Origin of the sequence: Shinella sp. WSD5-1 (assembly GCF_963942435.1) — a bacterium.
Taxonomy (GTDB): Bacteria; Pseudomonadota; Alphaproteobacteria; order Rhizobiales; family Rhizobiaceae; genus Shinella; species Shinella yambaruensis.
Window position 1 is genome coordinate 183980 of the sequence record NZ_OZ012600.1, and the last position, 24529, is coordinate 208508.

22 protein-coding genes are annotated in these 24529 nt (G+C 68.8%); 19 read left to right on the plus strand and 3 right to left on the minus strand.

What is annotated here, in order from left to right:
- Positions 1-19 precede the first annotated feature (19 nt).
- The 9 genes from AABQ55_RS31265 to AABQ55_RS31305 all read left to right on the plus strand — a co-directional run bounded on the left by AABQ55_RS31265 (position 20) and on the right by AABQ55_RS31305 (position 9842).
- Positions 20-1570 carry an ABC transporter substrate-binding protein gene (locus AABQ55_RS31265; RefSeq protein WP_272808806.1) on the plus strand — a complete coding sequence of 517 codons (1551 nt, stop codon included), beginning with the start codon at positions 20-22 and terminating at the stop codon, positions 1568-1570.
- A gap of 20 nt (positions 1571-1590) precedes the next feature.
- Positions 1591-2535: an ABC transporter permease gene (locus AABQ55_RS31270; protein WP_244769025.1), complete on the plus strand. Its 945-nt coding sequence runs from the start codon at positions 1591-1593 to the stop codon at positions 2533-2535.
- Entirely contained in the window at positions 2532-3347 is an 816-nt protein-coding gene (locus AABQ55_RS31275; RefSeq protein WP_272808807.1) for an ABC transporter permease, read from the plus strand. The genes AABQ55_RS31270 and AABQ55_RS31275 overlap by 4 nt, the downstream gene beginning before the upstream one ends.
- A 4-nt stretch (positions 3348-3351) precedes the next feature.
- Complete coding sequence (locus AABQ55_RS31280; RefSeq protein WP_272808808.1) at positions 3352-5013, plus strand: ABC transporter ATP-binding protein; 1662 nt, start codon at positions 3352-3354, stop codon at positions 5011-5013.
- A complete protein-coding gene (locus tag AABQ55_RS31285; RefSeq protein WP_272808809.1) occupies positions 5010-6578 on the plus strand; it encodes a serine hydrolase domain-containing protein in 1569 nt (522 codons plus the stop codon). Before AABQ55_RS31280 ends, AABQ55_RS31285 begins: the two co-directional genes overlap by 4 nt.
- The gene (locus AABQ55_RS31290; protein ID WP_272808810.1) at positions 6571-7434 is read left to right on the plus strand and encodes a creatininase family protein; all 864 of its coding nucleotides are present in this window, start codon (positions 6571-6573) and stop codon (positions 7432-7434) included. Before AABQ55_RS31285 ends, AABQ55_RS31290 begins: the two co-directional genes overlap by 8 nt.
- Positions 7427-8113, plus strand: coding sequence for an RraA family protein (locus AABQ55_RS31295; protein WP_244769030.1), 687 nt, complete (start codon positions 7427-7429; stop codon positions 8111-8113). Before AABQ55_RS31290 ends, AABQ55_RS31295 begins: the two co-directional genes overlap by 8 nt.
- Positions 8110-8985, plus strand: a complete 876-nt coding sequence (locus AABQ55_RS31300) for an N-formylglutamate amidohydrolase (protein WP_272808811.1) — start codon at positions 8110-8112, stop codon at positions 8983-8985. Before AABQ55_RS31295 ends, AABQ55_RS31300 begins: the two co-directional genes overlap by 4 nt.
- Before the next feature lie 95 nt (positions 8986-9080).
- Positions 9081-9842, plus strand: a complete 762-nt coding sequence (locus AABQ55_RS31305) for an alpha/beta hydrolase (protein ID WP_445190522.1) — start codon at positions 9081-9083, stop codon at positions 9840-9842.
- A gap of 2 nt (positions 9843-9844) precedes the next feature.
- On the opposite strand, the gene AABQ55_RS31310 is transcribed toward AABQ55_RS31305, so the two are convergent.
- Complete coding sequence (locus AABQ55_RS31310) at positions 9845-10717, minus strand: sucrase ferredoxin (protein WP_272808813.1); 873 nt, start codon at positions 10715-10717, stop codon at positions 9845-9847.
- Between the two features lie 8 nt (positions 10718-10725).
- Positions 10726-11670, minus strand: a complete 945-nt coding sequence (locus AABQ55_RS31315; protein WP_272808814.1) for a GntR family transcriptional regulator — start codon at positions 11668-11670, stop codon at positions 10726-10728.
- Positions 11671-12147: 477 nt separating this feature from the next.
- Between AABQ55_RS31315 and AABQ55_RS31320 the strand changes: the two genes are divergently transcribed.
- Together AABQ55_RS31320 and AABQ55_RS31325 are read left to right on the plus strand one after the other, a co-directional pair.
- Complete coding sequence (locus AABQ55_RS31320; RefSeq protein ID WP_272808815.1) at positions 12148-12450, plus strand: hypothetical protein; 303 nt, start codon at positions 12148-12150, stop codon at positions 12448-12450.
- 140 nt (positions 12451-12590) lie between these two features.
- Positions 12591-13922 (plus strand): APC family permease, encoded by a 1332-nt coding sequence (locus AABQ55_RS31325; protein ID WP_272808816.1) that lies wholly within the window; start codon positions 12591-12593, stop codon positions 13920-13922.
- On the opposite strand, the gene AABQ55_RS31330 is transcribed toward AABQ55_RS31325, so the two are convergent.
- Complete coding sequence (locus tag AABQ55_RS31330; RefSeq protein WP_272808817.1) at positions 13923-14696, minus strand: helix-turn-helix transcriptional regulator; 774 nt, start codon at positions 14694-14696, stop codon at positions 13923-13925.
- A gap of 199 nt (positions 14697-14895) precedes the next feature.
- Here AABQ55_RS31330 and AABQ55_RS31335 point away from each other — a divergent pair, with 199 nt between their 5' ends.
- From AABQ55_RS31335 to AABQ55_RS31370, 8 genes are all read left to right on the plus strand, one after another.
- Complete coding sequence (locus AABQ55_RS31335) at positions 14896-16347, plus strand: amidase (RefSeq protein ID WP_272808818.1); 1452 nt, start codon at positions 14896-14898, stop codon at positions 16345-16347.
- A 220-nt stretch (positions 16348-16567) separates the two neighbouring features.
- Positions 16568-17677, plus strand: a complete 1110-nt coding sequence (locus AABQ55_RS31340) for a phytanoyl-CoA dioxygenase family protein (protein ID WP_272808819.1) — start codon at positions 16568-16570, stop codon at positions 17675-17677.
- Between the two features lie 70 nt (positions 17678-17747).
- Positions 17748-18692, plus strand: a complete 945-nt coding sequence (locus tag AABQ55_RS31345) for a sugar ABC transporter substrate-binding protein (RefSeq protein ID WP_244769040.1) — start codon at positions 17748-17750, stop codon at positions 18690-18692.
- An 86-nt stretch (positions 18693-18778) separates the two neighbouring features.
- A complete protein-coding gene (locus AABQ55_RS31350) occupies positions 18779-19900 on the plus strand; it encodes an ABC transporter permease (protein ID WP_272808820.1) in 1122 nt (373 codons plus the stop codon).
- Complete coding sequence (locus tag AABQ55_RS31355; RefSeq protein WP_244769042.1) at positions 19900-20676, plus strand: ATP-binding cassette domain-containing protein; 777 nt, start codon at positions 19900-19902, stop codon at positions 20674-20676. Before AABQ55_RS31350 ends, AABQ55_RS31355 begins: the two co-directional genes overlap by 1 nt.
- Positions 20677-20811: 135 nt before the next feature.
- Positions 20812-21933 carry a Gfo/Idh/MocA family protein gene (locus tag AABQ55_RS31360; protein WP_272808821.1) on the plus strand — a complete coding sequence of 374 codons (1122 nt, stop codon included), beginning with the start codon at positions 20812-20814 and terminating at the stop codon, positions 21931-21933.
- A gap of 19 nt (positions 21934-21952) precedes the next feature.
- Positions 21953-22942: a Gfo/Idh/MocA family protein gene (locus AABQ55_RS31365; RefSeq protein ID WP_272808822.1), complete on the plus strand. Its 990-nt coding sequence runs from the start codon at positions 21953-21955 to the stop codon at positions 22940-22942.
- A 140-nt stretch (positions 22943-23082) separates the two neighbouring features.
- Positions 23083-24519, plus strand: coding sequence for an NAD-dependent succinate-semialdehyde dehydrogenase (locus tag AABQ55_RS31370; protein WP_272808823.1), 1437 nt, complete (start codon positions 23083-23085; stop codon positions 24517-24519).
- Positions 24520-24529 lie beyond the last annotated feature (10 nt).

Genomic DNA, 24529 nt, shown 5'->3' on the forward strand with positions numbered 1-24529 from the left:
AAAACACAAGGGCGAACTTATGTCACTCTCACGGTCCCTCCTCTGCGCCTTCCTTTCCTCGGCCTCCTTCGCCGTGCCCGGCCTTGCCGCCGCCAACACCCTGACGGTGCAGATCACGGCCGACATCCGCAGCTCGCAGCCGGGCATAAACCGCGATGCGGGCACCGATTCCGTCCTGCTCAACGTGGTGGAGGGGCTGGTTGCGGCCGGCGAGGACGGCGAGATCCGCCCCATGCTGGCGAGCGGCTGGACCGTGTCGGAGGACGGCAGGACCTATACGTTCTCGCTGCGCGAGGGCGTCAAATTCCACAACGGCGCGACGATGACGGCCGACGACGTGCGGTGGAGCCTCGAAAAGCTGCTGCGCGACCCGGAATACAGCTGCAAGGCCTTCTTCGACGGCAGCCGCGACGCGAAGGTGGAGAGCATCACGGCGCCCGATGCGAAGACGGTCGTCATCACCCTCGACCGGCCCGATGCCATGCTGCTGAAATACATGGCGCAGGCGCAATGCGGCTCGACGGCCATCGTCCATCGTGATTCCTTCAATCCGGACGGGACCTGGAAGGCGCCGATCGCCACCGGTCCCTTCGTCTTCGGCACATGGAAGCGCAGCGAGGGGCTTGTGCTGACGAAGTTCGCCGACTACGCGATCACCGGCGACAAGCCGGACGGCTACGGCGGGCGCAAGGAGGTGCTGGTCGACGAGGTGAAATATGTCGTGGTGCCCGATACGGCGACGGCCGTCGCGGGCCTGCGCAGCGGCGCGCTGGACGTCTTGCCCTACCTGCCGCCGAGCGAGGCCGCGAAGCTGATGGACGACAAGGACTTCACCGTCGTCGCCGCGCCGCATGGCGGCCTCGTCACCATGCTGTTCCAGACCACCGACCCGCTGATGTCGAACGTCGCGATGCGCCGGGCCGTCGTCGCGGCCCTCGATACGCCGCAGATCGTGGAGTCCGTGACCTACGGCCTCGGCGTGCCGAACAATTCGCTCGTCGCCTCCGCCTCGCGCTACCACACGGCGGCGCAGGACAAGGGCTACACCCATGATCCCTCCGCGGTGCCCGCCCTCCTGCAAGAGGCGGGATACAAGGGCGAGACGATCAACATCCTCACCAACCGGCGCTCGGCGATCAACTACGACACGGCCGTCATCGCCCAGGCCATGCTGCAGGCGGCCGGCATCAATGCCGAGATCGAGGTGCTCGAATGGGCAAGCCAGCTCGACCGCTTCAACAGCGGCAAATACCAGATCATGGCCTTCAACTATTCCAACCGCAGCGACCCGGCGCTCGCCTTCCAGACCGTCGTCGGCTCGAAGGCGAAGAATGCCAATGCCGTGTGGGACGATCCGGCGGTCGGCGAACGGGTGAATGCCGCGCTGCAGGAGGCCGACCCGGCCAAGCGGCAGGCGATCTTCGACGACCTGCATGCCCGCTTCCTTGACCAGGTGCCGCTGGTGATGCTGGCCAACGGCCTCGATGTCGGCGTCTCCGGCCCCAGGGTCAAGGGCTACCGCACCTGGCAGGGCTTTGCCCGCTTCTGGGGTGTCAGCCACAGCGAATAGCGCGGCTGCCGGATCGAACCATGTTGAAATTCGCGTTTTCCCGATTGCTGTCGGCAATCCCCACCCTGTTCATCGTCTCCGTCGCGGTGTTCGGCCTCGTCCGGCTCATCCCGGGCGATCCGGCCAGCCTCATGCTCGGCGACCTCGCCGATGCGGACATGCTGGCCGAGGCCCGCAGCGCCATGGGTCTCGACAGGCCCATCCCGGTCCAGTTCGCGCTCTGGCTCGGCAATGTCGTGCAGGGCGACCTCGGCCGCTCGGTGCTGAACGGCCAGCCGGTGCTGGACCTCGTGCTGCAGCGCTTCGCCACCAGCGCCCAGATGGTGCTGATCGCGGTCGGCCTTGCCGTTCTCATCGCCGTGCCGCTCGGCATGATCGCCGCATGGCGGCAGAACAGCGGCCTCGACCTTGCGATCGTCGCCCTGTCGACGCTGCTCCTGTCCGTCCCCACCTTCTGGCTGGGGCTGATGATCCTGCTCGCCCTCGGCCTCAAGCTCGGCTGGCTGCCGGTGCTCGGCTATGTCTCGATCGCCGACAATGCCGCTGCCGGGCTGGTCTACCTGATCATGCCGGTGCTGACGCTGGTCCTGCACGAAGCCGGCATCATCGTGCGCATGGCGCGGGCCTCGACGCTGGATGTGCTGCGGCTCGACTACATCACCCATGCGCGGGCGAAGGGCCTCAGCGAAAGCGCCGTGCTGCTGCGCCATGCCGCGCGCAACGCCTTCGGCCCGACCTGGACGCTGATCGGCCTCATCCTCGGCAACCTGCTCGGCGGCGTCGCCGTCGTCGAGACCGTCTTCACCATACCCGGGCTCGGGCGGCTGATCGTCGATGCGATCTATGCCCGCGACTATGCGGTGGTCCAGGGCTGCCTGCTGTTCGTCGCGTTCACCTATCTCCTGGTCAACCTTCTGGTCGACCTCCTCTATCCCCTCTTCGACCCACGGGTGACCGCGGAATGAAACGCCATCGGCAAAATCGTATCCTCGGGGGCGTGCTTCTCGGCGGTTTCCTCGGTGCCGCCCTCGTCGGTCTGTTCTGGACGCCGTTCGATCCGATGCGGATCGAGCTGCGCGGCAAGTTGCAGGCGCCGGGCGCGGCGCACTGGCTCGGCACGGACGAGTTCGGCCGCGACGTGCTCTCGCGCCTCATGGCCGCGGCCGGCACCAGCGTTTCGATCAGCCTCGTCACCGTGCTCTTCGCGGTGCTGGCCGGCGTCACGCTCGGCGTGGTGGCGGGATATGCCCGCGGCTGGACCGACCGCGTCATCATGGCGCTCAACGACGCGCTGCTCGCCTTCCCGAGCATGCTCCTGGCGCTGGCACTGCTGTCGATCACCGGCGCCAACATGTACGGCATCATCCTGGCGCTCGGCATGGCCTATACGCCGTCCATGGTGCGGGTGGTGCGCGGTTCGGTCCTGTCGCTGCGCGAGCGGGAGTTCATCGAGGCCTCGCGCATCATGGGCAATTCGGCGGCCTATACGATGGTCCGCCATATCCTGCCCAACAGCCTGGCGCCGGTCATCGTGCTCGCCACCTCGATGTTCGGCTCCGTGCTGCTCACCGAAAGCGCCCTCAGCTTCCTCGGCCTCGGCGTGCCGCCGCCGGCGCCCACCTGGGGCAACATGCTGGCCAGCGCCCGCCCGCACATCGCCGAGGCCATGTGGCTCGGCATCTTTCCCGGCCTGTGCATTTCGCTCTCGCTCCTCGGCATCAATCTTGCCGGCGATGCCATCCGCGACCGCTTCGACCCCCGCATGAGAGGATTGTAACGCCATGAACCAGCCTCTCGTCGAGGTGGACGGCCTCAGCCTGCGGGTGAGCCTTGCCGGCCAGTCGATCGTCCGCGACGTCTCCTTCCGCATCGGCGCGGGGGAAATCGTCGGCATCGTCGGGGAATCCGGCTCCGGAAAGACCATGGTGGCCCGCAGCCTCATGGGCCTGCAGCCGCCCGCCATCGCCGTTTCCGGCGGCGACATCCGCTTCGAGGGCCGGTCGCTCCGGTCGCTTTCGGCAAGGGAACTGCGCGCCCTGCGGGGCGCCCGCCTCGGCATGGTGTTCCAGGAGCCGATGACCTCGCTCAACCCCTCCATGACCATCGGCAGGCAGCTGGAGGAGCCGCTGCGGCTGCACACGCGCTTGAACGCGGCGGCGCGGCGCGGCCGCATCCTCGACATTCTCCGCCGGGTCGGCATCCACGATCCCGAAGGGGCGCTCACGGCCTTTCCCCACCAGTTCTCCGGCGGCATGCGCCAGCGCATCATGCTGGCGTCGGCCATGCTGCTCAGGCCGTCGCTGCTGATCGCCGACGAGCCGACCACCGCGCTCGACGCGCTGGTGCAGCGGGAAGTGCTGGAACTGATGCTGGAAATGGTGCGCGGCGAGAGCACGGCCCTGCTGATGATCAGCCACGACCTGCCGATGGTGGCGCGCTATTGCGACCGCATCATCGTCATGCGCCAGGGCGAGATCGTCGAGCAGGGACCGGTGGAGGAGATCATCTCCCGCCCGAAGCACGCCTATACCCGCGAACTGCTGCACTCCATGCCCGTGCGCGGACCCGCGCGCGCCATCGCGCCGACGCTTGAGCCGGTCGTGGAGGTCCGGGGGCTTGCGGTCGAGTATCGCGTGAATGCGGGCCTTCTCGCCCGCAAGGCCGTGAAGAAGGCGCTGCACGGGGTCGATCTCGCCGTTCGCCCGGGGGAGATCGTCGCGCTGGTCGGCGCGTCCGGCTCCGGCAAGACGACGCTCGGCCGCTGCATCGCCGGGCTCGTGCCGGCCTCCGCCGGCCGCATCCTCTTTGGCGGCGAGGAAATAAGGCCGGGCTCGGCCGCCTGGCGGACCTACCGGCTGAATTGCCAGATGATCTTCCAGGACCCGTTCGGCTCGCTCGATCCGCGCATGAAGATCGCCGACCTGGTGGGGGAGGCGCTGCGCCACGAGCGCGAAACGACGGCGGCCGGCAAGGCGGAGCGCGTGCGCGCCATCCTGGAGGAGGTGGGGCTCGACGGCCGGTATCTCGACCGGTATCCGCATGAACTGTCCGGCGGCCAGCGGCAGCGCGTGGCGATCGCCCGCGCCGTCATCGGCCGGCCGCGCTTCGTCATCGCCGACGAGGCGGTCTCGGCGCTCGACGTCACCGTCCGGGCGAAGGTGCTCGAACTCATCGCCGATCTCCAGCGCCGCTACGGTTTCTCCTGCCTGTTCATCAGCCACGATCTCGGCGTGGTGGAGCAGCTTGCCGACCGGGTGGTGGTGATGCGGGACGGCGCGATCGTCGAGGAGGGCAGCCGCGATGCCGTCTTCGACGCGCCGCGGTCCGCCTATACCCGCGCCCTGCTTTCGGCCATCCCCACCCTGATCCGCACCGAGACCGGCGTCTCCCTGAACTGGCGTTTCGCGGCGGAGGCCGGCGCACCGGCGGCAGCATTGCAATGAAGAACACCCACATGAACCAGGACCTGCCCCGCGCCACGCCGCAGTCGCGCGGTACCGATCCCGCGGTCCTCGACGCCCTTCTCGACGATGTCGAGCGGCAGGACATCGAGCTGCACAGCCTGCTCGTCTGGCAGGACGGCGCGCTGATCGCCGATGCCTACTGGGCGCCCTATGCCGCCGACCGCCCGCACATGATGCATTCGGTGACCAAGAGCTTCACCTCCATGGCCGTCGGGCTGGCGGTCGCCGACGGCCTGCTTTCGGTGGACGATGCGGTGCTGGGCTTCTTCCCGGCCTATGCCGGGCCGGTCGGCGACAACCTCCGCGCCATGCGGGTGCGCCACCTCCTCACCATGACCAGCGGCCATGCGCGCGGCATTTCCGGCGGCGCCTGGCGCCGGCTCGCCTCCAGCTGGATCGAGGATTTCCTCCGCCAGCCGACGCCCCACGCGCCGGGGGAGGTGTTCGTCTACGACAGCGCGGCGAGCTACATGCTCTCGGCCATCGTGCAGCAGGTCGCGGGCCGGACGATCCACGATTATCTCGGCGAGCGCATCTTCCGCCCCATGGGCATGTCGGAGGTGATCACCTGGGATATCGGCACGGACGGCGTCAACACCGGCGGCAACGGCCTCAGCTGCACCACGCAGGACATGCTGAAGCTCGGCATCCTGCATCTGCAGGGCGGCCTGTGGCAGGGCCGGCAGCTCCTGCCGGAGGATTGGGTGCGCCAGGCGACCGGCATGCAGGTCCGTGACGTGGTCCTCGGCGTCTTCACCGGCGATCACTATCTCGGGCCGGACGAGGCGGGCGACGGGGTGCCGGCGAGCCGGCGCGAGGGCTACGGTTACCAATGGTGGCGCGGGCCGCATGGCAGCTTCTCCGCCAATGGCCTGTTCGGGCAATATTGCATCGTCCTGCCCGCCGAGAAGGCCGTCGTCGCCTTCACCGGCGGCCTGGAAGACAGCGACCGGCGCGTCCACACGCTGATCTATGACGGGCTGCGGCCGGCGCTCGGCGCCGGCGTTTCCGGGCGGCCGGGCGCAGAGGCGCTGGAGGCCCGCCTTGCCGGCCTCCGGCTGAAGACCCGCCCCGGCATGGCGCGCCGGCGCGCGCCGGGGGAGGCGCCGCGCCGCAGCTGGCGCATCGCGCCGAACGACCAGGGCGTGGAAGCGATCTCCATCACCGAGGAGGCAAACGCCGTTCGCTTCACGCTGCGCGATGCCGCGGGCAGCCATGACGTGCTTGCCGGCTTCGGCCGCTTCCTCGAAACGGTCACGACCATGCCCGGCGGCCGGCTGCACCATTCCTACCAGCCGGCGGAGGGGCTGACGGTGCTGGCCTGCGCCCGCTGGCTCGACGGGGCGCCGGGCGAGCGCATCCTGGAGATGGACTGGATCTTCCTTAAGACGGCCTTCCGCGACACGGTGCGGCTCCACGTCCGCGATGGCGCCCTGCGCCTGACGCGGGGCGTCAACGTCAACTCCGCCGAGCGGGTCCTGCCGGAGCTGACCGGCCGACCGACGATCGCGATGGAACGGGAAAGGGAGAGGGAGGATGGCTGAGGAGAACGGTGCCGGAGGCGAGCCCGTGGCGATCGCCCGGATGAGCCATACGGCCTTCGCCGAGCGGATGAAGCGGCCCGCCGTCATCCTCATCCCGCTCGCCTCGCAGGAAGAGCAGGGGCCGCATGCGCCGATGGGCGATTTCCAGCTCACCGAGCAGCTTGCGGAACGAAGCGCCCGGGCCGGCGGCGGCCTCTGCGCGCCGACCCTGCCGTTCGGCCATGCTGATTTCTTCCGCGCCGTTCCGGGCGGCATCCAGCTGCGCGCCGACACTTTCCGCCGCGTGCTGGAGGATATCCTCACCTCCTTTCTCGACCATGCCCAGGAGAGGCTGCTGATCTTCAACGGCCATACCGCCAATGCGCCGCTGATCGACCAGGTCTGCCGCAGGATCCGCCGCGAGCGCGGCGTGCTCATCCCCTCGCTCAACATCTGGCAGATCATTCCGGACAGCCTGTGGACGGCGCTCTGGGGGAGCGAGGCCGCCCGGGTGCGCGGCCATGGCGGCGAGCCGATGACCTCCGCCTATCTGCATCTCTTCCCCGGGCTTGTCCGGCCGGAGCGGATCTGCGATCCCGGCCCGCGCGGCACGGTTTTCGGCCTGCCCGTCGGCGGCGTCTCCGCCAGCCGCTTCGAGGGATTGCCCCTGCAGGTGCCGCTCGATTGCACCGAGGTCGATGCGAACGGCATGCTGGGAGGCCTCGCCTCCAGGGCGAGCGCGCAGAAGGGCCGGGCGATCAGCGAGCATATCGTCGGCCACACCGCCCGGCTCATGCGCCACCTCATGGCCTTCGACCCGCGCAAGGCCGTCATCCCGCCGTCCGCGGCGGCTGGAGAAGGAGAAAACCGTGCCTGAATTCCGCATCGAACCGATGCCCGCCCCGGCATCGCCCGCGCTTCTCGGCGCGCTGGAGAGGATCGAGACCGCCAGCGTCGGCCACCTGCGCTATACCGGCTTCCTCGACGGTGACATCCGCCCGGTCGATCCCGGCCAGAGGGCGCGGGCGGGCGTCGCCGTCACGCTGGCGCTGCCGGCCCTGTGCTCCACCCTGCTTCACCACGCGCTGAGCCACCTCAGGCCCGGCGACATGCTGGTGATCGATCGTCTCGGCGACACCCGCCATGCCTGCCTCGGCGGCGTGGTGGCGCGGGCGGCGCGGCTGGCGGGCATTGCCGGCGTGGTGATCGACGGCCCCTGCACCGATGTGGCGGAAATCCGTGCCGAGGGCCTGCCGGTCTGGTGCCGCGGCGTTTCCGCCGTCACCACGCGCCAGCTCGATCTCGGCGGAACCTTCAACCGGCCGGTCGCCTGCGGCGGCGTGCCGGTGCTGCCGGGCGACATCGTGCTGGGCGATGCCTCCGGCGTCGTCGTGCTGCCGGCCGACGAGGCGGACGGGATCGCCGCCGCCTGCATCGCCCGCGAGGCGCGCGTCGCCCGCACCATGGAGCGGCTGCTGGACGGCGAGCGGCTGGGCGACATAACCCGCGCGAACGAGAAGGTGAAGGCGCGCCTCGACGAAAGGAACGGACCATGACCATGCTCGACGCCATTTCCGACCTGACGATCGACGGCGTTTTGTCGGTCGTCGCTCCCCGCGGGCCGCTGGTGCCCATGGTCTTCGACAGCCCGCACAGCGGGCTCGACATGCCTGCCGGTTTCCGGCCCGCCGTTTCGGCGGAGCGGGTGCGGGTGGCGGCCGACACGCATGTCGACGACCTGTTCGACACCGCGCCCGATCTCGGCGCGCCGCTGCTCAAGGCGCATTTCCCGCGCAGCTTTCTCGACGTCAACCGCGCGCTGCTCGACATGGACACCGAGATCCTCGCCGGTCCCTGGCCGCATCCGGTGCGCGAAAGCCCGACCGCCCGGCGCGGCATGGGCCTGATGTGGCGCTATGCCTGGGGCAACGAGCCGATGCATGCCGCGCCGATCAGCGTCGCGGAGGCGGAGGACCGCATCCGGACCTACTGGCAGCCCTACCACCGCCACCTCGCGGCGCTGCTGAACGCGGTCTATGCCCGCTTCGGGCGCGTCTACCACCTCAACTGCCATTCGATGACGGCGGTCGGCCATGCCATTTCCTCCGATCCGGCCGGCACGCTGCGCGCCGATATCTGCCTCGGCGACCTGAACGGCGCCGCGGCGTCGGCGGAGTTCGTCGCGCTGATCGCCGAGACGCTGCGGGCCGAAGGGCTGGAGGTCACGCTCAACAGGCCGTTCCGCGGCGCCGAGCTCGTCACCGCCTATTCCAACCCGGCGCATGGCCGCCACAGCGTGCAGTTCGAGATCAACCGCCGGCTCTACATGGACGAGGCGACGCGCGAGCGCACGGCCGGCTACGCCGACCTGAAACGGGTGCTGGCGCGCATGAACCGCGTGCTCGCCCGCTATGCCAGCACGCAATGATGCATGAAAAGGAAGGACCAGCCGTGCCGACACCAGACCAGACCGCGCCCCTCAACTTCTACCGGCGCGGGCGCACGCCGATCTTCGCCTCAAGGATGGACCAGCGCTTCTCCTGGTGCTGCTACATTCCGGACGGCTACGACCCCGCCGGCGACCGGGTGCATCCGCTCGCCGTGCTCGTGCATGGCAGCCTGCGCGATGCCGATATCCTGCGCGACGCGTTCATCGATTTCGCCGAGGCGCACCAATGCCTGCTCCTGGCGCCGCTCTTTCCCGCCGGCATCGACGATGCGGAGGACCTGCACAACTACAAGCACATCGCCTATCGCGGCATCCGCTACGACCTCATCGTGCTCGACATGATCGAGGAGCTCGCCGGCCGCTACCGCGTGGCGAAGGAGAAGGTGCTGATGCACGGCTTTTCCGGCGGCGCGCAATTCGCCCATCGCTTCTTCTACCTCCATCCCGGCAGGCTGCGGGCCGTCTCGGTCGGCGCGCCGGGCACCGTCACGCTGCCGGACCAGCGCGACTGGTGGGTCGGCGTCAAGGGCATGGAGGAGGTCTTCGGCCGGCCGCTCGACGTCGCGGCGATGCGGGACGTCGCCGTGCAGCTGGTCATCGGCGACCAGGACATCGAAACCTGGGACGTGACCGTCGGTCCGCAGTCGCCCTTCTGGATGGAGGGGATCAACGACAGCGGCGAGACGCGGGTGGACCGCCTGCGCAGCCTCGAGGCGGGCCTTCGCTCCATCGGCGTGGATCTTCGCTTCGACACGGTGCCGGGCGTCAGCCATGACGGGACCGGCATCCAGGGGCCGGTGAAGGCGTTCTTCTCGCAGGTTCTCGCCGGCGCCTGACGCTATTCCCCATGCACGGCGGTGGCGACCCAGCGCAGAACCTGCGCCGGCGTCCCGCCGCCGATCGTTTCGCACCGCGTATTGACCGTGAAGCCGCGGTTCTCGAGGCACACCCGCACGGGCCTTCCGGCGATGCTGGCGCGGTATTCCACCCGTCCGTCGCCGCCAGCCTCTCCCGACGCATCGCCGAGCAGGACGTTGCCGGAAAGCCCCTCCCTTGCCGCCCAGGTCAGGACCGCGTGTTCGGCGGCCTGCTCCGCCGCGCCGAGCGCCGGATCGCCGCGATAGGCCGGCAGGTACGGCACGCCGTCGCGCAGGCAGGCGAGGAAGTCCGCGACCTCGGCGGGGGCGAGCCGGCTGTAGCGGGCCCGCGCGGGCAGCACGACCAGCGAGGCGGCGAAGCGGCAGCCGCCGAGATGGGTGGATTGCAGGATGCGGAAGGTCGCCGGATCGGCGGCCTGCCGAAGCGCCTTCCAGGTGGCGAAGCCGTAGCGGGCGCAGCACGGGTCCTGCTTGCCGTCCGTGCAGCAGACCACGGTGATGCGCGGATCGCGCTCGCCCTGCCAGGCGCCGCCTTCCGCGACGGTGCGCAGCAGCGCCGCCGCCGCCTCGGGCGTGGCGGTCCGGCAAACGAGGCCGTCATGGCTGAAGGCGATGTCGTCGCCGTCGACCAGCGCCACATGGATGCCCGCCGCATTGGCCTCGCGAATGGCGCCCGCGAGCGCTTCCGGCATGAGATGGGAGGATGTCCGCGGGACGCGCCAGTGGCCGCGCGGCCAGTGCAGCAGGGCGTAGCGTCCTGCCGAGGGGCCGAGGCCGGCCGCCGGCTCGCCCCTTGCCATGCACAGATCGCGGCAGAAGGCCCGTGCTGCCATCGCGGCGCTCAATCCTCCAGCCGGGCGGGCTTGGCGTCCGCGCCGGCGGGCGACCGGCTGAGATGGCGAAACAGGATGGCGGAGGCGAGCTTGCGGTCGTCGGCCCTGATCGCCTCGAGGATCGCCAGATGGTCGCGCGCCGCCTTGCGCACCCCCGCTTCGCTGAGCTCGGCGAATTCCGCATATTCGGTCATGCGGCGCAGGCTGTTCTGCCGGCGGATGGATTGCACGAGAAAGCGGTTGTTCGACCAGGAGACGACCGTTTCGTGGAACCGGGCATTGGCCTCGAACCAGGCCGCCCCGTCGATCGCGGCAAGCGGGGCGTTGAGAAGCGCCACCTGCTCGCGTTCCAGCATGTCCAGCGCCGCGAGGTCGGCGCGAAACGTATCCTCCATCACCGCGCCGCATTCGATGATGGTGCGGTAGGCGTAACTCTCGTTCACCGCCTGGCGGTTGTCGAGGCATTCGGCGAAGCGCCAGCCGTGCCCGTCGCGCCGCTCGGCAAGCCCCTCGGCCGCCAGCCGCATCAGCGTGCGCCGCACGATGCCGCGCGACGTGTCGAAATGATCGATGAGCTCTGTCTCCGACGCCTCGCCGCCGATCAGGCCGTTGGCGCGCGCATGCATGATGCGCCGGTAGAGCGTGTCCACTTCCGAGGGCGGCACCAGCTCGTCCATCGTTTCCCCTTCCGCGGGCCGGCGGGCCAGGGTGAAGCCGCGGCTGTCCGTCTGGGCGATGATGCCCTTGTCCGCGAGGAACTGCAGGACCTGGCGCACCGGCGTGCGGGAAATGCCGAATTCGCGCGCCAGCGCGGCATCGGAAATCTTCTCGCCCGCCGACCACCGCCCGGCATGGATGATCGGCATGAGCTTGCGGGCCACCTCGACCTGCAGCGCGCTGAGGCCGCTGGTATCCAGTCCTTGAGCTTGCGGAGCGACGGTTCGGGTGGCCAAGATGCGATCTCGATTGCGGTTTTTGAATTATGATCGCTCATAATACAAAAATAAGCCCCCGACAACTCGAAACCTGTTTTTCGCCCGGCCGTGTTCCATGATCAGGCGAGGCATCGCCTTGGCGTAAAAGCCCCCGGGCGTTGCCATCGCGTGCCATGCGCCTATGATCGCGATGCATTGCTTTTTCCAACGTCGATGTTGTCGCCGTGAATTGTATCGATTGCAGGCTGATCCATTACGCGAAGGCGTCCTCGCCCTTCAACGGCATCCACAGGCCCTTCGTCTACGTGGTCTATTCGGAATGCGTCGCGCGCGCGGCCTTCCGGCTCGACCCGCAGCTCTCCATCTTCAAGCTGGGCTTTTCCGGCGGCGGCCAGGACAGGTTTCGCTCGCTGATCGAAGGCTGGGTCCTTCCGGAACGGCCGCACGCCCCCCTTGGGCAATTGCCGGCGCTGGGAGAGCCTCGGCGTCTGGAAGATGCACACCGCCGAGGCGTTCGAGCGGAAATTCAAGGCCGTGGCGCAGGCACGGGGCCGGATCGTGCCGCCCCATGTCTACGGGTGGGACGAGAACAGCAGCCGGCTTGCGCAGCGAACCAACGGCGAGACCGAGATCTACTGGTTCAACGACACTGATTTTTCCAGCCTGCCCCTGTACCAGGACAAGGTCTGCACGGAGGAGCGCCGGTCCTTCGAGATGCTTGCGGAAATGTTCGGCGCGATAAGGGCCCGCAACGAGGCCTTCAAGGCGAAGATGTCGCGCCCGGACGCCTCCGGTTGAGCAGCCGGACGGAAGGGCCGACCGGCCGCCGGCTGTCCCATGCACGGCTCGATGCAGGGCGCGCCGCATAATACCCTGGGGTTATTGGCATCGCCGTCCTCTTCCCCGACCCTTCACGGCATCATCTGGAGGAGGGGAGCATGACACGAACGATCAAACTCGACCGGACGCTTGGCCTGTGGTCCGTGGTGCTGTTCGGGCTGGCCTACATGACGCCCATGATCGTGTTCGGCACGTTCGGCGCGCTGGCGTCTGCAAGCCAGGGCACGACGGCGATGGCCTATTTCATCGCGGCGCTCGCGATTTTCCTGACGGCGGCAAGCTACGGCATCATGGCGAGGGTCTATCCGGTTGCCGGGTCCGCCTATACCTATGCCCGCAGGTCGCTGAATTCCGGCGTCGGCTTCCTCGTCGGCTGGGCTGTGCTGCTCGATTACTTCTTCCTGCCGATGGTCATCTGGCTGATCGGCGCGGCCTATCTCGGCGCGGCCTTTCCGGCGGTGCCGGCCTGGCTGTGGATCGTCGGCTTCATTGTCCTGACCACGGCGGTGAACGTCGTCGGCATCGCCTTCGCCAACCGGGTCAATGTCGTGCTCATGCTGGTGCAGCTTTCGGTGCTGGTGGCGTTCGTCGCGCTCGCCGCCCGCTACGTCGTCGCCGTCAACGGGGCCGGCGGGCTCGCCTCGGTGCGGCCGTTCTTCGAGGCCGGGGTGCCGTTCGGCGCTTCCGTGGCGGGTGCGGCCATCGCGGCCTATTCGTTCCTCGGCTTCGACGCCGTCTCGACGCTGACGGAGGAAACGCGCGAACCGACGCGCACCATGCCGAAGGCGATCATGATCATCGCCGTCATCGGCGGCCTTCTCTTCACCGGGTCGGCCTATGTCACGCAGCTTGCCCATCCCGGCGGCGAATTCGCCTCGGTCGATTCCGCCGCCTCCGAAATCGCCCTGATGATCGGCGGCGACCTCTTCGTGACGGTGTTCCTCGCCACGCTCGTGGTGGCGCAGTTCACCTCCGGGCTTGCCGCGCAGGCGAGCGTCGGCCGGCTGCTCTTCGCCATGGGCCGCGACGGCGTGCTGCCGGCCGGCATCTTCGGCAAGCTGCACGAGAAGTGGCGCACGCCCGTCCTCAACCTCGTCGTCGTCGGCATTGTCGGCCTCCTGGCGCTGACGCTCGACGTGACGACCTCGACGTCCTTCATCAATTTCGGTGCGTTCCTCGCCTTCACCGCGGTCAATGTCTCGGTCATCGCGCTCTATCTGCGGGGCAATGCGGTCGTCAGGCCGCTCGGCCCGCTTCTCGGGCTCGCCGTTCCGGCCGCGGGCGCGGTCTGCGACCTCTTCCTGCTCTGGAACCTCGACGGGCACGCCAAGCTGCTCGGCGTCATCTGGCTGGCGGCGGGCGTCGTCTACCTTGCCTATCTGACGCGCTTCTTCCAGCTTGCGCCGCCGGAGGTGGAGTTCGCCGAATGATCAGCGCCTGCTGAGAAACAGATGGAACAGTTCCGCCTGGCTGGAAATGGTGAGCTTGGCATAGGCCTGGCGGCGATGGACCTTCACGGTATTGGGCGAGACGCCGAGCGTCGCGGCGATGGAATAGGTGGAGTGGCCCTTGAGGATGAGGGTCACGATCTCCAGCTCCCGCTTGGAAAGCAGCGGATGGCTGATCGTCGCGGCGGCCGCCTCGCTGCCGCTCGACGGGGTGAACCGGGCATGCCAGTGCCGCTCGGCAAGCGCCCGGACCACCGGTGCGGCGCTTTCGAGGCGGGCGATATCGCGGCGGGAGAAGGCCGGGACCGCCCCGATGCGCGAAAGCGACAACACCGCATCGACATCGCGGAGCTTCAGGATGAAGCCGACCTCGTCGAGGATGCCCGTCGCCTGGTAGTGGCGGCGGTAGTATTCCGTCTCGGCAAACCGGTCGGGCGCCAGCCGCCGCATCACCAAAAGGCCTTCGGGCGGCAGGGTGCGCACGGCGTCGTAGAACGGGTCGAGGATATAGGCGCCGGCAAGGTAATGGTCGACGATGGTGGTGCGGTCGCCGACGATCCGCGCATTGTCGAGGTCGAAGGCCTTGCCGCCCGGCGCATAGGCGAAGCCGTTCATCATCTGGAAGGGAACGAGATGGCGGAGCGCGCGTTCCAGCGCGGCGGGAAAGCCGTCCTCCCCGATGAGCGACACGGCCTCGGCAAGCCCCGCATGCCAAAGGTCGATGGAGGCGCCTGCCGCGCCCGATCCTGCCGCCACGTTCCCGCCCCTCCTTCTTTCCGCAAGACCCGGAGCGTTTCCGCTTTTCCCCGAGCCGGGAAAACGCTCCACCCCTGTTTCTCCGCAAATCCGCTTCGCGCTCGTGCCGGAATTGCCCCAGCTTTTTGTTTTGCCGCATTATCCGGCGCCGAAGCGATCCCGCGTCGGCTGGAAATGCTCTAGCACGGAGTCCGTGACCATGCAGACAGTTTCTCGCGCCGTCGCGCCGGCCCACCCGCTCGACCTGCCCGCCACGGCGATCGCCGCCGGCATCCGCGCCGGTGAATTCTCGGCCGAGGCGGTCGTCGCCGAATCGCTCCGGCGCGCGCGCATCGTCGGCGAGGCGCTGAATGCCTTCACGCTGCTGCGCGAGGAGGCCGCGCTCGCGGCGGCGCGGGAGGCCGACCGCCGCGCCGCGGGCGGAGGCGCCGCGCCCGCGCTCCTGGGCGTGCCCTTCGCCGCCAAGGACCTGACGCCGACGAAGGATGACCTGACGACGCTCGGCTCCTGGACCCGAGACGACTGGACGCCGGCGCAAAGCGCCCTGTGCATCCGGCGGCTGGAGGCCGCGGGGGCGATCCTCATCGGCAAGACGACGACGCCGGAATTCGCCCATTCGAGCTTCACGGCAAGCCCGCGCTGGGGCATCACGCGCAATCCCTGGAATGCGGCGCGCACCAGCGGCGGCTCGTCGGGCGGCTCGGCGGTCGCGGTCGCGGCCGGCGTCGTGCCCTTCGCGGAGGGCACGGACATGGGCGGTTCGGTGCGCATCCCCGCCGCCTTCACCGGCATTGTCGGCCTGAAGCCCAGCCTCGGGCGCATTCCCATGACGATCCTGCCCAGCGTCTTCGACAACATCTCCCATTTCGGCCCGCTGGCCCGCACCGTGGAGGATGCCGCCGCCTTCATGGCCGCGGCCGCCGGCCCGGATGACGAGGACATCTCCTCGCTGCCTCTCCCCTTCTCGGCGGAAAAGGCACGGACGGGCTCCCTTGCGGGCCGGCGCTTCGCGCTGTCCCTCGACCTCGGTTACTACGGCGTCGACGCACCGGTGCAGGCCGCCATTCTTGCGGCGGCCGATGCGCTTCGCGCCGCCGGCGCCGTCGTCGATCCCGTGGAGATCGGCTGGACGCGGGCCGTCAACGACCGGTGGTACGACCTGTGGTGCGTGTTCATGGCCGCCTTCTTCGGCGAGGCGCTCGCGGCCTATCGCGGGCGCATGGATCCGCTCGTCGTCGCGCTGATCGAGCGGGGGCTGACGATGAACGCCACCGCCTACAAGAAGGTGGAGCTGCTCCGAACGGAGATGTGGCGCGACCTCGCCGCCATCCTCTCGCGCTACGACGCCCTGCTTTGCCCGACCTGCGCCATCACCGCGCCCCCGGCCGGGGCCGACGACAACGACTACGTCGCCGACCTGCCGGACGGCCGCTTCCGGGGCCTGGACATGACCTGTCCGTTCAACCTGCTGCCGCAATGCCCGGCGCTGTCGGTTCCCGCCGGGCTGGCGGGCGACGGCCTGCCCGTCGGCCTGCAGGTCGTCGGCCGGCGTTATGCCGACGAGGCGGTCCTTGCGGCGGGCGGGGCGATCGTGGCCGCGCTTCGCGCGGCGGGCCTCACCGTCGGGCGGCCGGCGGAATGGTCCTGGTAGCCGCCGCCTTCGGCTGGTCGCCGGCACGAGGATCCGCCCTCGCGACGGAACCGGCCCAGCCGTATTGACACCGGCAAATTTTCACAATTAATATTGCAGTCAATTGATGGCTGCAATTTTTGATCTGCGCTTGCGGTTCGCCGTGCCCGGGGAGGGGAGGGGCGAGAGCGACGGCGGCTGCCGTCAGGCCGGCTTTCAGACATCGGACAGGAGGATTTCGATGAACGATATTGCAACGGTGATCGACCTTGCGCAATTCCGGCGCCAGGTGGAGACCGAGACGACCATGGCGATGTGCCCGACGGCGATCGCCATCGAGAAGAACATCCCCATCTATGACGGCGCATCGGTGGATGACGGCATCGGCCCGGAATGGGCCTCGGTCATCGGCGAGGGGCCGGGCGTCTTCGTCGTCAAGCGCGCCTTCACCGATCCGGGCGCCATCGACGCGGCAAGCGAGGTCTTCCGCGCGATCATCGCCGACGAGCGGGCGGCGGGCACGGCGGCCGGCGACCATTTCGCCAAGGCGGGTGCCAACGACCGCATCTGGAACTCGCTGCAGAAGCTCTGCCTGCGCGATCCCGCCGTCTATGCCCGCTACATGGCCAATCCGGTGATCGACATCGCCTGCCGCGCCTGGCTCGGCCCGGGCTACCAGATCGCCACCCAGGTCAACCAGGTCCGCCCCGGCGGCAAGGCGCAGGCCCCGCACCGCGACTATCACCTCGGCTTCATGAAGCCCGAGCAGATGGCGCAATATCCGAGCCATATCCACGCCACCGGCCCGACGCTCATCCTGCAAGGCGGCGTCGCGCATTGCGACATGCCGGTGGAAAGCGGCACGACGAAGCTCCTGCCCCATTCGCAGCGCTACCTGCCGGGCTATGTCGCCGCCACGCGGCCGGAGTTCCGGGATTATTTCGAGGAGAACTGCGTCCAGCTTCCGCTCGAAAAGGGCGACGCGATCTTCTTCTCCCCCGCGCTGTTCCACGCGGCCGGCGAGAACCGCACGGCGGATGTCGTGCGCATGGTCAACCTCATCCAGACGGCGTCTGCCTTCGCCCGCCACATGGAAAGCCTCGACCGCACCGCGATGGTCCGTGCGGTCTATCCGCACCTGGCGGCGCTGTCGCCGGCCGGGCGGCGGGCGGTGATCGCCGCGACGGCGGACGGCTATCCGTTCCCGACCAATCTCGACACCGATCCGCCGCTCGGCGGCCTTGCGCCGGAAAGCCAGCAGGATCTCGTCGCCCGGGCCGTCGAGGAGGGCTGGGACCAGGCGCGCCTCGACGCGGCCCTTGTCGCGCAGGGCGCCAAGCGCGCGGCCTGACGCATGGAGTTACCCGCAAAGGCTTCGGGCGGGGAGCGAACAGGAAGCCAATTTCGGGAGGACGTTAAGCATGAAGAAAATCCTGCAATCCCTGGCCCTCGGTGCGCTGCTGGCGACGACGGCGCTTGCCGGTGCTGCCCATGCGGATGGCGAGAAGTTCGTCTGGATCAGCCACGGCCCGGATAGCGACAGCTGGTTCAACGTCATCAAGAACGCGATCAAGGTGACGAACGAGCAGATGGGCGTGACGACCGAGTACCGCAACCCGCCGACCGGCGACCTTGCCGACATGGCGCGCATCGTCCAGCAGAGCTCGGCCGCCGGCGTCGACGGCATCATCGTCACCATCGCCGATTTCAACGTGCTGGAAGGGCCGATCAAGGATGCCGTCGCCAAGGGCATTCCGGTCGTCACCGTCAACTCCGGCACGGTGGAGGAGAGCGAGAAGCTCGGCGCGCTGATGCATGTCGGCCAGCCGGAATATGAAGCGGGCCTCGGCGCCGGCAAGCGCGCGAAGGAGGCCGGCATCAAGAGCTTCCTGTGCGTCAACCACTACATCACCAACCCGGCCTCGGTGGAGCGTTGCCGCGGCTTTGCCGAGGGCATCGGCGTCGAACTCGGCAACCAGATGGTCGATTCCGGCATCGACCCGTCGGAAGTGCAGAACAAGGTGAAGGCCTATCTCACCGCCAATCCCGATACCGGCGCCATCCTGACGCTCGGCCCCAACTCGGCCGAACCGTCGATCCGCGCGGTCAAGGAGATGGGCCTCGACGGCGACATCTATTTCGGCACCTTCGACCTCTCGGCGGAAATCTCCGCCGCCATCAAGGACGGCACGATCAACTTCGCGATCGACCAGCAGCCGTTCCTGCAGGGCTCGATCCCGATCCAGGTGCTGACGAGCTATGTGCGCTACGGCGTCGCCCCGGCCAATTCCATCTTCACCGGCCCGGGCTTCGTGACGAAGGACAATATCGCGCTGGTCGAGTCCCTGGCGGGCCAGTACCGTTGATCTGACGGTTTTCGCAGGCGCGGGCGGGCAGCCGCCCGCGTCCCGGCCTTTCGAGGCCCGGTCTTTCGAGGGAGGAGAACGCATTCATGACGGACGTCATTCCAGACGCGCTGAAGGACGAGCGCATCAAGCCCGTCTCGCCGCTCCGGCGCGCGCTGATCCGCCCCGAGCTCGGCGGCATCTGCGGCACCATCCTGGTCTTCCTGCTCTTTGCGGTGGTCGCCGGCGACAGCGGCATGTTCGCCGCCGAGGGCGTGATGAACTGGACGGTGGTGTCGGCCCAGTTCATGGTCATCGCGGTCGGCGCCTGCCTCTTGATGATCGCCGGCGAGTTCGACCTCTCCACCGGCTCGATGATCGGCTTTGCCGGCGTCATGATGGCGATCCTGTCGGTGCATATCGGCGTGCCGCTGTGGCTCGCCATCATCGCGACCTTCGTCTTCTGCATCCTTGTCGGCGGCGTCAACGGCTGGCTGGTTATCCGCACGGGCCTGCCGTCCTTCATCGTCACGCTCGCCTTTCTCTACATCCTGCGCGGCCTGACGATCTGGGGCTCGATCTACTTCACCCGCCAGACGATCATCGGCGGCGTCGCGGAAAAGGCGGCCAGCGACTGGCTGGCGCCGCTCTTCGGCGGCAAGATCCTCGGCGGCCTGTTCACCTGGATGGGCGAGATGGGCTGGATCGCCACCTTCACCCGCGGCAACCGCGCCGGCCAGCCGGTCATCGACGGCATTCCCATGCTCGTCGTCTGGGCGATCGTGCTCGTCGTCTTCGGCCATTGGCTGCTCACCCGCACCAAGTTCGGCAACTGGATCTTCGCGGCCGGCGGCGATGCGCTCGCCGCGCGTTATGTCGGCGTGCCGGTCAACCGGGTGAAGATCCTGATGTTCATGTTCTCCGCCTTCTGCGCCTGCGTCTTCGCCACCTGCCAGGTGATGGAGTTCGGCTCGGCGGCGGCCGACCGGGGCCTGCTCAAGGAGTTCGAGGCGATCATCTGCGTCGTCATCGGCGGGGCGCTGCTCACCGGCGGCTACGGCTCGGTCATCGGCGCGGCGCTCGGGGCGGTCATCTTCGGCGTGGTGCAGCAAGGCCTGTTCTTCGCCAATGCGGAAAGCTCGCTCTTCCGGGTGTTCCTCGGCGTCATCCTTCTGACCGCCGTGATCATGAACACCTACATCCGCCGCATCATCACGGGAGAACGCTGATGTCCGCCATCGTGGAGATGAGAAACATCACCAAGCATTTCGGCCATGTCATCGCGCTGGCCGGCGTCTCCTTCGACATAAGGCCGGGCGAATGCCACTGCCTGCTCGGCGACAACGGCGCGGGCAAGTCCACCTTCATCAAGATCATGTCCGGCGTCTACAAGCCGAGCGGCGGCGAGGTGCTGGTGGAGGGCGCGCCGACGCTCTTCCAGAGCCCGCGCGACGCCATGACGGCCGGCATCGCCACCGTCTACCAGGACCTCGCGATGATCCCGCTGATGAGCGTCAGCCGCAATTTCTGGATGGGCCGCGAGCCGGAGCGCGGCGTCTGGCCGTTCAAGACCTTCGACACCGGCAAGGCCGACGAGATCACCGTCGCCGAGATGCGCAAGATGGGCATCAACCTGCGCGGGCCGGACCAGGCCGTCGGCACGCTCTCGGGCGGCGAGCGCCAGACGGTCGCCATCGCGCGCGCGGTCTATTTCGGCGCCAAGGTGCTGATCCTCGACGAGCCGACCTCGGCGCTCGGCGTGCGCCAGACGGCGAACGTGCTCAGCACCATCGACCGAGTGCGCAAGCAGGGCATCGGCGTCGTCTTCATCACCCACAATGTGCGCCACGCGCTCGCCGTCGGCGACCGGTTCACGGTGCTCAACCGCGGCCAGACGCTGGGCACGGCCGAGCGCGGCACGGTGGATGCGGCGGCCCTGCAGGACATGATGGCGGGCGGGCAGGAGCTGGCGCTGCTGGAAGCCTCGCTCGGCGGCACGATCTGACAAGACCACGCGCCGGGGCGCCGCCCGCGCCCCGGCAGCGGACCGAACATTCACAGTGCAATGATTCTGCAAGAAATGTTGCAGAAATGGCGCCCGCGGAAAACTCCGTGCGCCATCATCCGGGGAACAGAGAGAATGAAGAAGACGCTTCGCCTTGGCCTCATCGGGTCGGGTTTCATGGGCAAGACGCATGTCTTCGGCTTTGCGGCCGCCGCGCGGGTCTTCGACCTGCCCTACGAGGTGGAGCTGGCCGCTCTTGCCGACGTGACCCTGGCACAGGCGGAGGCCGCCCGCGCGGCGCTCGGCTTCCGGCGCGCCACGGACGACTGGCGCAGCCTGGTGGCGGATCCCGAAATCGACATTGTCGACATCACCGCCCCCAATGCCCTGCACAAGGAAATGGCGCTCGCCGCCATCGCCGCCGGCAAGCATGTCTATTGCGAAAAGCCGCTCGCCCCGCTGGCGGGCGATGCCCGGGAAATGGCCGAGGCGGCGGAACGGGCGGGCGTGCGCACGCAGGTCGGCTTCAACTATCTCTGCAATCCGATGCTGAGCCTTGCCCGGGAGATGATCGCGGGCGGGGAGCTCGGCGAGATCCGCGGCTATCGCGGCCTGCATGCCGAGGACTACATGGCCGATGCCGCCGCGCCCTTCACCTTCCGCCACGATCCGGCCGGCGGCGGGGCGCTGGCCGATCTCGGCAGCCACGCGCTGGCGACCGCCGAATTCCTGCTCGGCCCGATCGTGAAGGTGATGGGCGATTGCGTGACGATGATCGCCAGCCGCCCGGACGGCAAAGGCGGCATGCGCACCGTGGAGACGGACGATGTCGGCCGCGCCTTCCTGCGCTTTGCGAACGGCGCCACCGGCTCCATCGAGGGCAACTGGATCGCCACCGGCCGCAAGATGCAGCACGATTTCGAGGTCTATGGCACCAGGGGCGCGCTTGCCTTCTCGCAGGAGCGCTTCAACGAGCTGCATTTCTACTCCACGGACGACCGGAAGGGCCGGCAGGGTTTCCGCCGCATCGAGGCGGGGCCGGATCACGTGCCCTATGGCCGCTTCTGCGTCGCGCCCGGCCACCAGCTCGGCTTCAACGACCTGAAGGCGATCGAGGTCGCCGGCTACCTGGAGGCGATTGCCGGCCTCAGGCCCGAGCCGTTCAATTTCCGCGCCGGCCTGCGCATCCAGACGCTGGTGGAGACGATCCACGCATCCGCGCGCGCCGGGCAATGGCGTGCCGTGGACGGCGGCTGAAACGAAGGAGGAGGGAACGATGAGGACGGTTGGAGTGGGCGTCATCGGCGCGGGCGTGATGGGGGCGGAGCATGCCCGCATCCTTGCCGGCGATGTCGCGGGCGCGCATCTCGTCGCCGTGGTTGACGCCGACCTGTCGCGGGCCGAGGCGGCCGCGCAGGGCGCGCGGGCCACGACGGACGCGCTGGCGCTGATCGCCGATCCCGCGGTCGAGGCGGTCCTCGTCGCCTCGCCCGACGCCACGCATCACCGGCTGGTGCTGGCGGCGATTGCGGCGGGCAAGCCGGTCCTGTGCGAAAAGCCGCTCGCCGCGAGCACCGCCGAATGCCTGGAGATCGTCGCGGCCGAACGGCGCGCGGGCCGGCAACTGGTGCAGACCGGCTTCATGCGCCGCTTCGATCCGGCCTACCGGGAGATGAAGGCGGCGCTCGACAGCAAGGCGCTCGGCGCCCTGCGCATCCTGCATTGCCAGCACCGCAACGCCGCGGCGCCCGCCTGGTTCACCGGCGCCATGGCGATCACCAATTCGCTGGTGCACGAGATCGATGTCTGCCGCTGGCTGCTCTCGACGGAATACAGCGCCGTGACCGTCATTCCCTGCCCGTCGGAGGCCGGGGGCAGCGGCGATCCCGCCCTGTTCGTCTTCGAGACGGAGGCCGGCAGCCTCGTGTCCGTCGAGGTCTTCATGAATGCCGCCTACGGCTATCATGTCCATGCCGAGGCCGTCTGCGCGGGCGGCACGGTCGGCATGGCGCATCCGGCGCTCACCCGCACGCGGCGTGACGGCGCGGAGGAAGGCGCCTTTCCGGCAAACTGGGTTCCCCGCTTCCGCGATGCCTATCGCCTGCAGAACCAGGCCTGGATCGACGGCATCCGCAGCGCAACGCCACCCGCCGACGCCTCGACGGCCTGGGACGGTCTCGTCGCCACCTGCCTTGCCGACCAGATCGTCGAGGCGATGGCGACGCGCCGGCGCACGCCGCTCGTGCTGCCGGAGCGGCCGCACTGAACCGCGCATGAAACGGGTGTCCGCACCAAATATTGCGGATTGTTCTTGACTTGCAATAAAAATTGCTTTCTTTCTGGTTCTGGAATTATGCTTGCGGACGCGGCCCCTTCGGGCGGCGCCCCCCGCATGGAGGAGACAGCATGTACGGCTCATACGGTTTGTTCATCGACGGTGCCTGGTCGGAGCCGGCGCAGGGCGCTTCGACCGAGATCACCGACCCTGGCAACGGTGCGGTTCTCGGCAGCGTGCCGGCGGCGGGCGTCGAGGATACGGAGCGCGCGATCTCCGTCGCGGAGCGGGCCTTCCGCGGCTGGAAGGCGACGCCCGCCTGGGCGCGGGCCGACCTGCTGCACAAGGTCGCCGACGTCATGGCCGCCCGCGCGGCGGAAGCCGCCCGCCGGATCACGCTGGAGACCGGCAAGCCGCTCGCCCAGTCCGGCCGCGAATGGGGCCTCGCCGTCGACCAGTTCCGCTGGTACGCCGAGGAGGCGCGCCGCATCTACGGCCGCATCGTCGAGAGCCGCGCGCCGGGCGGCCGGCTGGAAGTGAGCCACGAGCCGGTCGGTGTCGTCGCCGCCTTCACCGCCTGGAATTTCCCGGCGGCGCTGATCGCCCGCAAGGTCGCCCCGGCGCTCGCCGCCGGCTGCGCCGTCATCGTCCGCCCCTCCGTCGAGGTGCCGGGCGTCGCGATGATCCTCTTCGATTGCCTGCGCGAGGCCGGCATTCCCGCCGGCGTCGCCAATCTCCTGATCGGCCCCACCGCCGCCACCTACAGGCCCATCATGGCCGCGGCCGCCGTGCGCAAGGTCTCGCTCACCGGCTCCACCCGCGTCGGCCAGCAGATGATCCGCGACAGCGCCGAGACGGTGAAGCGCGTCAGCATGGAGCTGGGCGGCAATGCGCCGATGATCGTCTTCGACGACGCCGATCTCGACAAGGCGCTCGATCTCGCCGTGCCGACGAAATACGCCAATGCCGGCCAGGTCTGCGTCACGCCCGACCGCTTCTATGTGCACGAGGCGCTGCACGACCGTTTCGCCGAGGGCTTTGCCGCCCGCGCCCGGGCGCTGAAGCTCGGCCACGGCCTCGACGAGGCGACGCAGATGGGGCCGCTGATCAACCAGCGCCGCATCGCCGCCGTCGAGGAGATCGTCGCGGATGCGCGCGACCGCGGCGGCAGGATCCTTGCCGGCGGGCGGCGCCCGGCGGAGATGAATGCCGGCTTCTTCTTCGAGCCCACCGTCATCACCGGCCTGCCGGACGATGCGAAGGCGATCGCGGAGGAGAATTTCGGCCCCATCGCCGCCATCACGCCCTTCGCCGCGGCCGACGAGGTCTTCGACCGCGCCAACGCCTCGGAGATGGGCCTTTCCGCCTATGTCTTCACCCGCGATGCCGGCCGCGCCCGCGAGGCGGCGGCGCGGCTGGAGGCCGGCATGGTCGGCGTCAATAGCTTTGCCCTGGCCGCGGCCGAGGCGCCCTTCGGCGGCATCAAGGCGAGCGGCATGGGCCGCGAAGGCGGCACCGAGGGCATCCTCGACTATTCCAACGTCAAGCTCGCGCAGATGACGGTCTGAGGGAGGCATG